This window comes from Paractinoplanes abujensis (assembly GCF_014204895.1).
GTDB classification, from domain to species: domain Bacteria; phylum Actinomycetota; class Actinomycetes; order Mycobacteriales; family Micromonosporaceae; genus Actinoplanes; species Actinoplanes abujensis.
Window position 1 is genome coordinate 8,228,195 of record NZ_JACHMF010000001.1, and the last position, 14,325, is coordinate 8,242,519.

The following is a 14,325-nucleotide window of genomic DNA, read 5'->3' on the forward strand; positions in this document are numbered from 1 at the left end:
TCCGGTGCAATTTACGAAGGGTCACGGCACCGGCAACGACTTTGTGATCATCGAGGACGCCGACGGCGCTCTCGACCTCACGGCTGAGCAGGTGGCCGCGCTGTGCCACCGGCGGTTCGGCATCGGGGCCGACGGTGTGCTGCGGGTGGTGCGCGCGGCCAAGGATGCGGCCGGCGCTGCGATGGCCGCCGACGCCGAGTGGTTCATGGACTACCGCAACAGCGACGGCTCGATCGCCGAGATGTGCGGGAACGGGGTCCGCGTCTTCACGCGCTACCTGGTGACGCATTCTCTCGTATCGAACATTGCCGATATTCCGGTTGCGACGCGCGCCGGGGTGGTGCGCGCGGTGGTCGAGGGCGACCAGATCCGGGTGCATATGAGAAGCCCTTCCCTGTACGCGGCGGGCACCGCGACGACCGGTCCGCTGACGTTCCCGGGCGTGGCCGTCGACTGCGGCAACCCGCACCTGGTCTGCAATCTGCACGACGGCCTGGCCCTCGACTCGCTCGACCTGCACCTGGCCCCCGGCTTCGACAAGGCGCTGTTCCCGTCCGGGGTCAACGTCGAGTTCGTCGTCCCCGCCGAGCCCCTCGACGAGACCGACCTGCACGTCGCGATGCGCGTCTACGAGCGCGGCTCGGGTGAGACGCTCTCCTGCGGCTCGGGTGCGCTGGCCGTGGGCGCGGTCGCCCTGCGTGACGCCGGTCTGGCTACGGGCACGGTCACGGTCGACCTGCCCGGCGGCCGCCTGACGGTGACGCACGACAGCGCGGACCGCTGGTGGCTGGCGGGCCCGGCGGTGCTGGTGGCCACGGGTGAGCTGATCTGATGCACAACGTGGCGCATCGGGGTTACTCCGCGGTCGCGCCCGAGAACACGCTGCCCGCCTTCGCCGCGGCCGTCCACGGCGGCGCCACGCTGGTCGAGTTCGACGTGCGCACCACGGCCGACGACGTTCCCGTGGTCATCCACGACCGCACACTCGACCGCACGACCTCGGGCTCGGGGCACGTCTGGGATCTTTCGTACGAGGACGTGTCCGCGCTCGACGCCGGTTCGTGGTTCTCGCCCGCGTACGCCGGGGTGCGCGTCCCCACGCTGGCCGCGGTGCTGGACCTGCTGGCCGGGACCGACCTGCTCCTGGAGATCAAGCCGCCCGCCACGCCGCCCCAGGTCAAAACGATCCTGGAGCTGGTCGGGGCGGCCGGCGCGCGGGACCGCACGATCGTGCAGAGCTTCGACCCCGAGATCGTCCGGCTGGTCCGCGAGGCCGACCCCGCGGTGCGCCGCGGCCTGCTACGGCTGCGCTTCGAGGCGGACACGCTCGACCTGGCCGACGAGCTGGACGTGGTGTGCGTCAACCCGTCGACGGCCGACGTGCTGGGCGACCCGGAAACGGTGGCCGCGCTGACCGCCCGCGGCATCGACGTGATGCCGTGGACGGCCAACGAGATGAGCGAGTGGGACGCGCTGGGCCGGGCCGGCATCGCCGGGCTGATCACCGACCGCGTGGCCGAACTGACCGGTTGGATCGCGGCCCGCTAGACGAGCTCTGCGCCGGTTGTCGCGACGGCCTCGGCCACTGACCAAGGCCGCCGCGAAGCCACGGGGCCGAGCCCGGCCCCGTACGGGACGGTCTCAGAAGGTCTCTTCCGGCGCGTCGTCGAGCTCGGTCTCCGGCAGCGCCGCGGTGTTGTGCGGGGCCGCGCCCTTGACCGCGGCGCGGATGGCGGCGGCCACGGCCGGCGTGACCTTGGGGTCGAAGACGCTCGGGATGATGACCGTGGGGTTGAGCTTGTCCTCGCCCACCACGTCGGCGATCGCGCGGGCCGCGGCCAGCGCCATCTCCTCGGTGAACTCCTCGGCGCTGACGTCGAGCATGCCGCGGAAGACACCCGGGAAGGCCAGCACGTTGTTGATCTGGTTGGGCTGGTCGGACCGGCCGGTGGCGACGACCGCGGCGTGCTGCCGGGCAGCCCGCGGGTCGACCTCGGGGTCGGGGTTGGCCAGGGCGAAGACGATCGACTTGTCGGCCATCCGCGCGATGTCGTCGCCGGTGAGCAGGTTGGGTGCGCTCACCCCGATGAAGACGTCGGCGCCCACGATCGCGCCGGGCAGGTCACCCGAGTAGTTGTCCCGGTTGGTGTTGTCGGCCAGCCACTGCCAGGTCTCCGACATGTCCGGCATCCCGCGGTGCAGGGCGCCCTTCCGGTCGTACGCGATGATGTCGCCCACACCCTGGCGCAGCAGCAGCTTCATGATCGCCGTGCCCGCCGCGCCCGCGCCCGACACCACGACCCGGACGTCCTCCAGCCGCTTGCCGACCACCCGCAGCGCGTTGGTCAGCGCCGCGAGCACACAGATGGCCGTACCGTGCTGGTCGTCGTGGAAGACCGGGATGTCCAGCTGTTCGCGCAGCCGGGCCTCGATCTCGAAGCAGCGCGGCGCGGCGATGTCCTCGAGGTTGATGCCGCCGTAAGCGGGGGCGATCGCTTTCACGATGCGCACAATCTCGTCGGTGTCCTGCGTGTCGAGCACGACCGGCCACGCGTCCACCCCGCCGAACCGCTTGAACAGCGCGGCCTTGCCCTCCATGACCGGCATGGCCGCGGCCGGGCCGATGTTGCCCAGCCCGAGCACGGCCGAACCGTCGCTGACCACGGCCACGGTGTTGCGTTTGATGGTCAGGCGGCGCGCGTCGGCCGGATTCTCCGCGATCGCCATGCAGACCCGGGCCACCCCCGGCGTGTACGCCCGGGAGAGCTCGTCACGGGTGCGCAGCGCGACCTTGGACTGCACCTCGATCTTGCCGCCCAGGTGCAGCAGGAACGTGCGGTCGGAAACCTTGCGGACGTCGACGCCGTCCTGTTCCTCGAGCTGCTTGACGACCTGGTCGGCGTGGCTGGAGTCGGCGGTGTCGCAGGTGAGGTCGACGAGCACGCGAGTGGGGTCGGAATCGACCACGTCGAGAGCCGTCACGATCGCGCCGGCCTCGCCGACACAGGTGGTGAGCCGACCGATGGACGAGGCGTCCGCGGTCACTGCTATCCGGATCGTGATCGAGAATCCTGCGCTCGGCAGGCGGGTCGTCACCACGGTGTTCCCTCCGACATTGGTGGGTGCGTCACCGTAATCTTGCTCCTGCGGAATATCGGATTCCATCCGGGTAGTTATAAGAGAGCCCAACACGTCCGCCTCCCCACCCGCCGCCCTTGACCGGAAATAGACCAACGCTTCATCCAAACGCTTGGCCACGTTATGTGGATGCGCCGAACACGGCGACGTGCCACGATCGGGGCCGAGGAGGTCACCTTTTGCGAAACACTTACCAGGCACCCGTACTAGAACTTGACGAGCCGGACGTGACGTCCGGCGACCTCGAGCTCGAGGAGCGGCACTCGCTGCGGCGGGTCGCTGGTCTCTCCACCGAGCTCACCGACATCACCGAGGTCGAGTATCGGCAGCTGAGGCTCGAGCGGGTCGTCCTGGTCGGGGTCTGGACCGAGGGCTCCGTCGAGGACGCCGACAACTCGCTCACCGAGTTGGCCGCGCTCGCCGAGACCGCCGGCTCCCAGGTGCTCGAGGGCCTGATCCAGCGTCGATCCCGGCCCGACACGGCCACCTTCATCGGCCGGGGCAAGGTCGACGAGCTGCGCGACGCGGTCGTCGCCACCGGGGCCGACACGGTCATCTGCGACGGCGAGCTCTCCCCGAGCCAGCTGCGCAATCTCGAGCAGCAGGTCAAGGTCAAGGTCGTCGACCGTACGGCGCTGATCCTCGACATCTTCGCCCAGCACGCGAAGAGCAAAGAGGGTAAGGCCCAGGTCGAGCTGGCCCAGCTGCAGTACCTGCTGCCGCGCCTGCGGGGCTGGGGTGAGTCGCTGTCCCGCCAGGGCGGTGGCGCCGGTGGTGGCTCGGGCGGTGGTGGCGTCGGGACGCGTGGTCCCGGTGAGACCAAGCTCGAGACCGATCGCCGCCGGATCAACCAGCGCATCGCGAAGCTGCGCCGGGAGATCAAGGCCATGCGCACCGTACGGCAGACCAAGCGCTCGCGCCGGGCCAGCAGCGGGACGCCCGCTGTGGCGATCGCCGGCTACACCAACGCCGGCAAGTCCAGTCTGCTCAACCGGCTGACTCAGGCCGGTGTGCTGGTGGAGGACGCGCTGTTCGCCACGCTCGACCCGACCACCCGGCGCACCTCGGCCGAGGACGGGCGCGTCTACACGCTCTCCGACACGGTCGGCTTCGTCCGCCACCTGCCGCACCAGATCGTGGAGGCGTTCCGCTCCACGCTTGAGGAAGTGTCGTTCGCCGACCTGGTCGTGCACGTCGTCGACGGCGCTCACCCCGACCCCGAGGGTCAGGTCAGCGCCGTGCGCGAGGTGCTGGCCGAGGTCAGCGCGGACGCGATCCCCGAGCTGCTGGTGATCAACAAGATGGACGCCGCGGACGAGGAGACGGTGCTGCGCCTCAAGCGGGCGTGGCCGGACGCGGTCTTCGTCTCGGCCAAGTCCGGCGCGGGCATCGCCGAACTGCACCAGGCGATCGCCGACAAGCTGCCGCGGCCCGCGGTCGACATGCGCGTTTTGCTGCCCTATGACCGGGGCGATCTGGTCGCCCGGATTCATCGATCCGGTCAGGTACTCCAGACCCGCCATTTGGAGGAAGGGACCGAGATGCGCGTGCTCGTCGACGAGCGGCTCGCCAGCGAATTGGAGTCGTTCCGCAACTGAGCGTTTCTCACGACACGTCGGGGCCGTGGCCCGCGACCTGCGTTGATTAACGCGTAACACCGGCACGGGACGCCGCGTGCGACACTGATCGGATGCGGCGTCTCGTGTTCCCGGTGATCGTGGCCTCCGGGCTGGTGATGATCGGCTCGTCCGCGGCGTTTGCCGAGGATCCCGCCCCCACGGTCAGCGCGCCCTCGGTGGCGGGCAAGAAGATGTGCCAGATCAAGGACGAGAAGATCACTGAGGCGTCCGGCCTGGTGGCGACCCGCACGGGCTATGTCGTGATCAACGACAGCACGGACAAGAACGCCAACAAGCGCATCTTCTTCCTCGACACCAAGTGCGCGGTCACCAAGGCCGTCAAATACAGCGGTGACGGCCCGAAGGACCCGGAAGACCTGATCCTGTCGGCCGACGGCAAGAAGCTGTGGATCGCCGACATCGGTGACAACAACTTCGACAACGACGACAGCCGGGCCACGGTCGGGCTCTGGTCGATCGCGGCCGACGGCTCGGGCGAGCCCGTGCTGCACCGGCTCTCCTACCCCCAGGGCGACAAGCACGACGCCGAGGCGCTGCTGCTCAACGGCGACGGCACCCCGCTGATCGTCACCAAGGAGATCGGCAAGCCGGCCGGTGTCTACCAGCCGACCGCGCCGCTGAAGGCGAACAACAAGGAAGGCGTGCCGATGCGGCGCGTCGCCGAGATCCAGCCCTCCGCGACGCAGACCGCCGGCGGGCCGTACGCGCGGATCGGCAACAAGACCATCAGCGGCGGAGCGGTGGCCCCCGGCGGCGGCAAGGTCGCCCTGCGGACGTACACCGACGCGCTCGAGTGGGACGTCCAGAACGGCGACGTGCTGGCCGCGATCAAGGGCCAGCCCCGCACGACCGGCCTGCCGAACGAGACGCTGGGCGAAGCGATCACCTACAGCCCTGACGGCAAGTTCTTCTACACGACGTCGGACATGAGCGGCGAGACCGAACCGCCGAACTACATCCTGCGTTACGCGCCCGCCACGAAGGTCGCGGCAGCCGCCAAGGACGCCGGGGAGGACTCCGGTGGCGCCTGGTACGCGAATCTCGAACTGAGTGACATCACGTACGCCGTGGGCGGGGTCGGCGTGCTCGGCCTGATCCTCGTGGGCGTGGGCGCGATGGGGATCGTCAAGCACCGCAAGCGCGTCGCCGCCGCGCCCGCCGCCTCGTCCTCCTCCGGCGACGATGACGACGACGGCTTCAAGAATCCGCTCGAGGGTGAGCCCGAGACCGAGCTGATCGGGGTCGGTGGGGCGCCGCCGCGGCAGGGTGTCTACGGCGGTGCACGGTCGGGGCCGGTCAACGGCAAGCCGGCCGGGCCCCAATCCGGTGTCTACGGCGGCAACCCCAACGGGCAGCGGGCCGGCGGTCCCGGGGGCAAGCCGCAGGGGCGGCCGGCCAACGGGCAGCAGCAGCCGGCGCGGGCCGGGGTCTACGGCGGCCAGCAGCCGCCTCGCGGTCCGCAAGGGCAGCCTCCGCGTGGTCCGCAGGGTCAGCCTCCGCGTGGTCCTCAGGGCCAGCCGCCTCGCGGTCCGCAAGGCCAGCCTCCGCGTGGTCCGCAGGGTCAGCCTCCGCGTGGTCCTCAGGGCCAGCCTCCGCGCGGCCCTCAGGGCCAGCCTCCGCGTGGTCCGCAGGGCCAGCCTCCGCGTGGTCCTCAAGGTCAGCCTCCGCGCGGCCCGCAGGGGCAGCCGCCCCGAGGTGGTCAGCAGCCACCACGCGGGCAACAGCCACCTCGCGGTCAGCAACCGCCTCGCGGTCAGCAACCGCCGCGCGGTGGTGGCGGCGTCTACGGCGGCCGCAACGACTTCCAGCAGCAGCGTCCCGAGGGCCGTTTCGACGGCTACGGCCCCCGGCGCTGATCGTCTGCCGCTGCGTCAGACCCGGCGCAGCACGGCCACGACGCGGCCCATGATGGTCGCGTCGTCGCCGGGGATCGGGTCGAAGGCGGGGTTGGCCGGCATCAGCCAGACGTGCCCGTCACGCTGGCGATAGCTCTTCACCGTGGCCTCGCCGTCGATCATCGCCGCCACGATGTCACCCGCGTTGGCCGTGGGCTGCTGCCGCACGACGACCCAGTCGCCGTTGCAGATCGCCGCGTCGATCATCGAGTCGCCCTTGACCTCGAGCATGAAGACCTCGCCCTCGCCGACCAGCTCGCGCGGCAGCGGGAAGAACTCCTCGACGGCCTGCTCGGCCAGGATCGGGCCACCGGCGGCGATCCGGCCGACCAGCGGCACGTACGCCGGCTGGGGGCGCGCCGAGCGCAGGCCCTCCTCGTCGACCAGCTCGCTGGGGGAGCGCACGTCGACCGCGCGCGGCCGGTTGGGGTCGCGCCGCAGGAAGCCCTTGGTCTCGAGCGCCTTCAGCTGATAGGCCACGCTGGACGGCGACACCAGGCCGACCGCCTCGCCGATCTCGCGCACGCTGGGCGGATAGCCGTAGCGCTCCACCCAGTCGCGGATGAACTCGAGAATGCGCTTCTGCCGGGCGGTCAGGTCGGCGGTGACCGGCTCGGGGAACTGGCTGACCACCGGGGTGACCGAGCGCAGTTGCGGCGCGTCGGCGGCACGCCCGCGGCTCGGTGAGCGGCGGCGCAGCGCGGCTCCACTGTCTGGCTTGGTCTGATGTTGCCGGCTGCTCGTCCGGTCGTCGGTCGACACGTCCGCCCTCCCTGTCGGCCAGTGCCCCGTGGGGTGGGGCACGTGGTGCGTCCTGCGTTCGCGGAGCCGGCTCGCGCCGTGGGGATGGCGCTTGCCCGGCTGACCCTCTTGAGGGAAGACCGTAATGGCGCGGTACGACATATTCAAACATCTGTACGACATTCCTCCGGCGTGTCGCCCGGAAGTGCTCGACTTCCGTACGCGTGTTCTGATAGACCGTCGTACGGGCGTTCGATCGAACGCCCGTACGAAGCTCACCTTTCGGTGGAGGGAACGTCATGGTGGCGAACCAGGTACGGCACGTCGAGCCTCCGCTGCGACTCACCCGTCGTGGCCGCGCCGTCGTCCTTGGGCTCCTGGTCGTGCTGGCCTCGCTGGCCAGTGCCGTGTTGTTCAGCACCGCGTCCCGCGCCGAGCAGTCGCCCGCCGGCCCGTCCCCGTCCGTCGTCGTCCAGCCGGGTGACACGCTGTGGGACATCGCGTCCCGCTCGATGCCGCGCCGCGACGGCCAGGCCGCCGTCGACGAATTGCGCCGGCTCAACGGCCTGTCGGGCTACGGCGTGGCCGCCGGCGATGTTTTGATCTTGCCGCGAGCCGCCTGATTTCAGCGGTCCGTGACCGCCCGGTCCACCGCTCGTGTTGAGTCGGAAAATACGGCGCGCCGACCCGCCGCTGAGCTTGCGCCCGTGTCCGCTGCGGCATAGCGTCTACCCCAACATCTAGTAGTTACAAGGGTGTAAGTCATCCACTGGTTGGGGTTCACCTCCACCGTTCATCTACAGGCTGTGACGGCGTCAGCTGGTGAGTAACCGGCGATTCGCCGTGTTTTTGCGTGCCTGCAGGCGGTTGGTCGAGGGGGGCTGAAAGGGGTTCGAGGTGCGCTGCCCGTACTGTCGCCACGCTGATTCTCGGGTGGTCGACTCGCGCGAGGCCGACGACGGTCAGTTGATCCGTCGCCGTCGATCGTGCCCCGAGTGCGGCAAGCGGTTCACCACGGTCGAGGAAGCGATCCTCGCCGTCGTGAAGCGCAGCGGTGTCACCGAGCCGTTCAGCCGGGCAAAAATCATGAGCGGGGTTCGCAAGGCTTGCCAGGGCCGGCCCGTCGACGAGGACTCGATCGCACTGCTCGCGCAGAAGGTCGAGGAGACCGTCCGGGCCAAGGGCGCGGCCGAGGTGCCCAGCCACGAGGTGGGCCTGGCCATTCTCGCTCCGCTGCGAGATCTCGACCAGGTGGCTTATCTCCGGTTCGCCAGTGTCTACAAGTCGTTCGACTCGCTCGACGAGTTCGAGCGCGAGATCACGGCGCTGCGCGAGGCGACGATCGCCCGTGAGGCCGGGGTGCGACATCCCGTGGCCCCGCGGTCCAGCGGTCGCGCACCACGGGCTTGACGGCAGTAGCGGCATTTTTTCGAGGGGGAGCAGTATGGCCGGGGACGGCATCACAGCAGGTCGGCAGCGCAGCCGTGCGAACGGCGCGAGCGCGGCCGGCGGGGGGCTGCGGGTCGAGCGGGTCTGGACGACCGAGGGGGTCCACCCGTACGACGAGGTCGAGTGGGAGCGCCGCGACGTCGTCATGACCAACTGGCGGGACGGCTCGATCAACTTCGAGCAGAAGGGCGTCGAGTTCCCGACCGCGTGGAGTGTCAACGCGGCGAACATCGTCACCACCAAGTACTTCCGCGGCGCGGTCGGCACGCCCGACCGTGAGTGGTCGCTCAAGCAGCTGATCGACCGGGTGGTGTCGACGTATCGCAAGGCGGGCGAGAAGAACGGCTACTTCGCCTCCAAGGCCGACGCCGAGCTGTTCGACCACGAGCTGACCTGGATGCTGCTGCACCAGGTGTTCAGCTTCAACTCGCCGGTCTGGTTCAACGTCGGCACCAAGTCGCCGCAGCAGGTCAGCGCGTGCTTCATCCTCTCGGTCGACGACTCGATGGACTCGATCCTCGACTGGTACAAGGAAGAGGGCCTGATCTTCAAGGGCGGTTCGGGCTCGGGTGTCAACCTGTCCCGCATCCGCTCGTCCAAGGAGCTGCTGTCGTCCGGGGGGACCGCCAGTGGCCCGGTGAGCTTCATGCGCGGGGCCGACGCCAGCGCCGGCACGATCAAGTCCGGTGGCGCGACGCGCCGGGCCGCCAAGATGGTCATCCTCGACGTCGACCACCCCGACATCGAAGAGTTCGTGCGCACCAAGGCGCGTGAGGAAGACAAGATCCGCGCGCTGCGCGACGCCGGGTTCGACATGGACCTGGGCGGCGACGACATCGTCTCCGTGCAGTATCAGAACGCCAACAACTCGGTCCGGGTCTCCGACGAGTTCATGCGGGCGTACGAGGAGGGCACCGAGTTCGGCCTGCGCGGCCGGCTCGACGGCGAGGTCATCGAGAAGGTCGACGCCAAGAAGCTCTTCCGCGACATCGCCCAGGCCGCCTGGGAGTGCGCCGACCCCGGCCTGCAGTACGACGACACCATCAACGACTGGCACACCAACCCCGAGACCGGCCGGATCACCGCGTCCAACCCGTGCTCGGAGTACATGTCGCTGGACGACTCGTCCTGCAACCTGGCCTCGCTCAACCTCATGAAGTTCCTCAAGGCCGACGGCGGCTTCGAGACCGAGAAGTTCGTGAAGAGCGTCGAGTTCATCATCACCGCGATGGAGATCTCGATCTCGTTCGCCGACTTCCCGACCGAGAAGATCGGCATCACCACCCGCGCCTACCGTCAGCTCGGCATCGGCTACGCGAACATCGGCGCCCTGCTGATGGCCTCCGGCCTGCCGTACGACTCGGAGGCGGGCCGCAGCGTGGCCGCCGCTATCACCTCGGTTATGACCGGCACGGCGTACCGTCGCTCGGCCGAGCTGGCCGGTGTCGTCGGGCCGTACGAGGGTTACGCCCGCAACGCCGACGCCCACAAGCGCGTCATGCGCAAGCACGCGTCGGCCAGCGACGACATCCGCCCGGCCCACCCGATCGCCGCCGAGCTGGCTCGCGAGGCCTCCCAGCAGTGGCAGGACGGCCTGCGGATCGGTGAGAAGAACGGCTGGCGCAACGCCCAGGCGTCGGTGCTCGCCCCGACCGGCACCATCGGCCTGATGATGGACTGCGACACCACCGGCATCGAGCCCGACCTGGCCCTGGTCAAGTTCAAGAAGCTCGTCGGCGGCGGCTCGATGCAGATCGTCAACCAGACGGTCCCGCGCGCCCTGCGCAGCCTCGGCTACCCCGAGGAGCAGGTCGAGGCGATCGTCGAGCACATCTCCGACAACGGCAACGTCGTCGACGCCCCGGGCCTCAAGCCCGAGCACTACCCGGTGTTCGACTGCGCCATGGGTGAGCGCGTGATCTCGCCCCTCGGCCACGTGCGCATGATGGCCGCCGTGCAGCCGTTCATCTCGGGCGCCATCTCCAAGACGGTCAACATGCCGGAGACGGCCACCGTCGAGGAGATCGAGGAGATCCACTACCAGGGCTGGAAGCTCGGCCTGAAGGCGCTCGCGATCTACCGCGACAACTGCAAGGTCGGCCAGCCGCTCTCCGCCGCCGGCAAGAAGGCGGGCACCGCCACGGCCACGACCACCGCGCCCGCGGCGCCCGCGGCCGAGGTCGAGAAGGTCGTCGAAAAGGTCATCGAGTACCGCCCGGTCCGCAAGCGGCTGCCCAAGAAGCGCCCGTCCGAGACGGTGTCCTTCTCGGTCGGCGGCGCCGAGGGCTACCTCACCGCGTCGTCCTACCCGGACGACGGCCTCGGCGAGGTCTTCCTCAAGATGTCGAAGCAGGGTTCGACCCTGGCCGGTGTCATGGACGCCTTCTCGGTGGCGATCTCGATAGGCCTGCAGTACGGCGTCCCGCTGGAGACGTACGTCAGTAAGTTCACCAACATGCGCTTCGAGCCGGCCGGCATGACCGACGACCCGGACGTGCGCATGGCGGCCTCGGTGATGGACTACATCTTCCGTCGCCTCGCGCTCGACTTCCTGCCGTACGACACCCGCGCCGACCTGGGCATCTTCACCGCCAAGGAGCGCGCGGCGCAGGTCCAGGCCGAGGCGGCGGCCGAGGCCGCCGCGGTCGACCAGGTCGTGACCACCCTGGCCGCCTCCGCCCCGGTGTCCGCGCCGGTCGGCGGGGCCACCGCTGCGGCCGACGCCACGATCCCGGCCGCTGAGCCGGAGCGGCCCGCGCCTGTCACAGCCGGCTCCTCCACCGAGCTGCTCGAGGTCGTGACCGGTCACTCGGCCGACGCGCCGCTCTGCTTCACCTGCGGCACCAAGATGCGCCGAGCCGGCAGCTGCTACGTCTGCGAGGGCTGCGGCTCCACGTCCGGCTGCAGCTGAGGCCGGGAAGTTCACTGAGTGACAGCGATGCCCTCCCACCCGATGCCGGGTGGGAGGGCATCGCTTTTCCGGTGTCCGGCACACTCGGGCCATGAACGAGGCCTTCGTGTCGGGTTCGGACGCCCACCCGCTTCGTTGGCTGTTGGTCGACGAAGCCGTCATGGGAGAACGGGACGTCGTGGTCGCGGCGTGCGCCGATATCGAGGGGCTGTTCGTCGATTCGCCGTCCACGGTGGGCGAGACGACGCTTCTCGGCTGCCATCCCCACCCGCCGTTGCGCCGCGCCCTGGACGCGCTGGCGAAAGGGGCGGGCAATCCGGGTGGCGCACTGTACCGCCGGGCGATCGACGTGACCGTCCACAGCGTGGGTCGGAACGGCCGGGTGAACCGCTTGATCGACTCCCATCTGCGAGCGTCGGTGACCCGGGCCCGGCCCTCGGCCCTGGGTGCCGACCTCGTCGATGTCACTCTGGACGGCGCGATCGCGGAGCCGATGCCGAGCGCGGCGCGACCGATCTGGGATTTGTGGCACGCCGGCGGCCCGACCGAGCCGGGCCTCTGGGCGGGTTTGAGCGCCGAGCTCCGGCATCACTGGTCCGGAGCAGCTCTGGCTCACCACCGGGCCGACGCGCCGGACAAGCCGGCCGGCCGCACCTACCGGCTCGACGGGCGTCACGTCACCGACATCGAAGGCTTCTACTGCGCCATCGGTGAGGCCGTCAACGGTCCCGGAGGCTACTTCGGCTGGAACGGCGATGCGCTCCACGACTGTGCGCGCGGAGGGTGGGGCGCGGCGGCGCCGTTTCGCCTGGTGTGGCACGACGCCGGAGTCGCCCGCACTCATCTGAAGGCGAGGGCCGACGGCTCACCCGCCGAGGCCGGGCTCGACCTGATCCTCCGATGGCTGGCCGAGGATCAGATCGAGGTCGAGCTGGGCTGACGCGGACGCCTGATCGAGGCCCGGTCCGCTACGGTGTGCCGATGCGTCTCCTCTCCGGCCTGGCTCAAGCGTTGGCCGTCTGGGTGGCGGCGATCGCGACCGTGTGGCTGGTTCGCAACGTGGCCGTGCTGTGGGCGGCCCTGGTGACAGCCCTGGCGGCGGTGATCCTGCTCGGCCACTGGCATCGCCGCCGTTCCCGGCCCGACACCGCCGTCGGCGCGTACACCGGGGCCGTGCTGTGGCCGGTGCTGTTCGGTGCCGCCTTGATCGCGATCAACATCGTTGCCGGCAGTTCGAGTTATGAATAGCTGACGAGTTCCTCCAGAGCGGCCCGCGAAGGCAGGTGGGTCAGCACGTGCCGGACGTTGCGGTCGGTGAAGCGGACGTCCTCCGCATCGGTGGCTTCGAGCGCGAGTTCCACCTGCCCGGCCACGTAGTTCTGCAGCCCGATCGCCGTACCGCGGAAGTCCGCCACGTTCAGCCGCCGGGCCGGCCGGTAGCCGTCGAGCAGCGCCCGCGCCCCGGCCTCGTTCACGCCGCCGTCCGGGTCGATGGCCCAGTTCGCCAGGACCGCCGCCAGTTCCCATTGCGGTGGCAGCCCGGCCGCATGCTCCCATCCGCTCACCACGAGGGTTTTCGACCCGTCGACCCGTACGTTCCCCGGGGTGAAGTTGTTGTGACACATCACCGGTTCCGCCGTGGCGGCGTGACCGTCCCCGATGGACTCCAGTTCGGCCAGCGCGGGTAGCGCCGCGGTCAGCACCGGGGCCCAGCCTGCCCCTTTGGCCGTGGCCAGCCCGGCCAGTTCGGCCCAGCTGCGCGTCGAGAGCCGGCGGTTGTTCCAGGGGCAGATCTCCGCCGCCGGGAACCGCAACCCGTGCACGATCGCCAGCAGCTCCCCGACCGTACGGGTGACGGTCGCGCTGACCGGCGCGGCGAGCGGTGGCCCGGAACGCACCGATGTGTAGACCCGCCAGCGGTGGCCGCCGATCCGCTCGACGACCCGGCCGTCGAGGCTGCGCACCGGCCGGGGCAGTGTGACCCCGGCCTGCAGCGCGGCTTCCTGGAAGCGGGTGTTCTCCTCGCCGTCGGTGACCGGGTAGACGTCGTCGACGGTCCGGACCGCCCAGCGGCCCTGTCCGGTTTCGAGCAGCCAGCGCCGGCCCATCTCGTCGGGCCGGGCCAGCGACCGCATCGCGGCCACCGCGCCCAGGCCGTAGCGGTTCGCGATCTGTTCGGCCAGGGCGTGGCCGGCCACGACCGCCCCGCTGCGGCCGCGGTCGACCTCGGCCTTGAGGTCGGTCCAGGTGCGGAAGCCGTACTGCCGGGCCAGTGACGTCTGCGCGTCGGCCAGGGTCGCCTCGGGTCGCGTGTCGCGCAGCCCGGCCAGCAGGTCTTTGGCCTGCCGGCGCAGGTGGTCGAGGTTGGGGTTGTCGGGCAGGGTTTTCATCGGAGCACCTCGCTCAGCGCCCGGACCCGCACGGACGGTCGGAGCGTCGGCGTCAGTCGCCCCACCGGCAACACATGGGGTGGCTTCAAGCCTTCCGGCGGGTCTCGGCGCGCTCCCCGCACGCCCGCCGACCTTAACCCCCGGTCGGCGGGCGACGCCAG

At 70.1% G+C, this 14,325-nt stretch carries 12 protein-coding genes; 9 read left to right on the top strand and 3 right to left on the bottom strand.

Translation table 11 applies throughout. The features are described 5' to 3' along the window. Positions 1–4: 4 nt before the first annotated feature. A complete protein-coding gene (gene dapF, locus BKA14_RS37885) occupies positions 5–832 on the top strand; it encodes a diaminopimelate epimerase (RefSeq protein ID WP_184955544.1) in 828 nt (275 codons plus the stop codon). Next, entirely contained in the window at positions 832–1,548 is a 717-nt protein-coding gene (locus BKA14_RS37890) for a glycerophosphodiester phosphodiesterase (protein WP_184955545.1), read from the top strand. Before dapF ends, BKA14_RS37890 begins: the two co-directional genes overlap by 1 nt. A 93-nt stretch (positions 1,549–1,641) precedes the next feature. Here BKA14_RS37890 and BKA14_RS37895 read toward each other — a convergent pair whose 3' ends face one another. Next, positions 1,642–3,099: an NAD-dependent malic enzyme gene (locus BKA14_RS37895; protein WP_184955546.1), complete on the bottom strand. Its 1,458-nt coding sequence runs from the start codon at positions 3,097–3,099 to the stop codon at positions 1,642–1,644. A gap of 218 nt (positions 3,100–3,317) precedes the next feature. On the opposite strand from BKA14_RS37895, the gene hflX reads away from it, so the two are divergent. Further along, on the top strand, positions 3,318–4,736 hold the full coding sequence (gene hflX / locus BKA14_RS37900; protein ID WP_184955547.1) for a GTPase HflX: 1,419 nt from the start codon (positions 3,318–3,320) through the stop codon (positions 4,734–4,736). 92 nt (positions 4,737–4,828) lie between these two features. Next, positions 4,829–6,634 (top strand): hypothetical protein, encoded by a 1,806-nt coding sequence (locus BKA14_RS37905; RefSeq protein WP_184955548.1) that lies wholly within the window; start codon positions 4,829–4,831, stop codon positions 6,632–6,634. A gap of 15 nt (positions 6,635–6,649) precedes the next feature. Here the strand turns inward: BKA14_RS37905 and lexA are convergent, their stop codons facing one another. Further along, entirely contained in the window at positions 6,650–7,435 is a 786-nt protein-coding gene (lexA, locus tag BKA14_RS37910) for a transcriptional repressor LexA (RefSeq protein ID WP_184955549.1), read from the bottom strand. A gap of 278 nt (positions 7,436–7,713) precedes the next feature. Here lexA and BKA14_RS37915 point away from each other — a divergent pair, with 278 nt between their 5' ends. From BKA14_RS37915 to BKA14_RS37935, 5 genes are all read left to right on the top strand, one after another. Continuing rightward, positions 7,714–8,037, top strand: coding sequence for a LysM peptidoglycan-binding domain-containing protein (locus tag BKA14_RS37915; RefSeq protein ID WP_184955550.1), 324 nt, complete (start codon positions 7,714–7,716; stop codon positions 8,035–8,037). 274 nt (positions 8,038–8,311) lie between these two features. After that, a complete protein-coding gene (gene nrdR, locus BKA14_RS37920) occupies positions 8,312–8,824 on the top strand; it encodes a transcriptional regulator NrdR (protein WP_184955551.1) in 513 nt (170 codons plus the stop codon). A gap of 34 nt (positions 8,825–8,858) precedes the next feature. Continuing rightward, positions 8,859–11,774 (top strand): vitamin B12-dependent ribonucleotide reductase, encoded by a 2,916-nt coding sequence (locus tag BKA14_RS37925; RefSeq protein ID WP_184955552.1) that lies wholly within the window; start codon positions 8,859–8,861, stop codon positions 11,772–11,774. A 91-nt stretch (positions 11,775–11,865) separates the two neighbouring features. Continuing rightward, on the top strand, positions 11,866–12,714 hold the full coding sequence (locus BKA14_RS37930; RefSeq protein ID WP_184955553.1) for a barstar family protein: 849 nt from the start codon (positions 11,866–11,868) through the stop codon (positions 12,712–12,714). 41 nt (positions 12,715–12,755) lie between these two features. Further along, entirely contained in the window at positions 12,756–13,022 is a 267-nt protein-coding gene (locus BKA14_RS37935) for a hypothetical protein (RefSeq protein WP_184955554.1), read from the top strand. Here the strand turns inward: BKA14_RS37935 and BKA14_RS37940 are convergent. Continuing rightward, the gene (locus BKA14_RS37940; RefSeq protein WP_184955555.1) at positions 13,013–14,164 is read right to left on the bottom strand and encodes a phosphotransferase; all 1,152 of its coding nucleotides are present in this window, start codon (positions 14,162–14,164) and stop codon (positions 13,013–13,015) included. The two genes, BKA14_RS37935 and BKA14_RS37940, sit on opposite strands and share 10 nt — an antisense overlap. Positions 14,165–14,325: the final 161 nt, after the last annotated feature.

Coding starts and splice junctions, on each gene's coding strand:
- BKA14_RS37890 (WP_184955545.1), top strand. CDS start 832: ATGCACAACGTGGCGCATCGGGGTTACTCCGCGGTCGCGCCCGAGAAC.
- BKA14_RS37905 (WP_184955548.1), top strand. CDS start 4,829: ATGCGGCGTCTCGTGTTCCCGGTGATCGTGGCCTCCGGGCTGGTGATG.
- BKA14_RS37915 (WP_184955550.1), top strand. CDS start 7,714: ATGGTGGCGAACCAGGTACGGCACGTCGAGCCTCCGCTGCGACTCACC.
- BKA14_RS37925 (WP_184955552.1), top strand. CDS start 8,859: ATGGCCGGGGACGGCATCACAGCAGGTCGGCAGCGCAGCCGTGCGAAC.
- BKA14_RS37930 (WP_184955553.1), top strand. CDS start 11,866: ATGAACGAGGCCTTCGTGTCGGGTTCGGACGCCCACCCGCTTCGTTGG.
- BKA14_RS37935 (WP_184955554.1), top strand. CDS start 12,756: ATGCGTCTCCTCTCCGGCCTGGCTCAAGCGTTGGCCGTCTGGGTGGCG.
- BKA14_RS37940 (WP_184955555.1), bottom strand. CDS start 14,164: ATGAAAACCCTGCCCGACAACCCCAACCTCGACCACCTGCGCCGGCAG.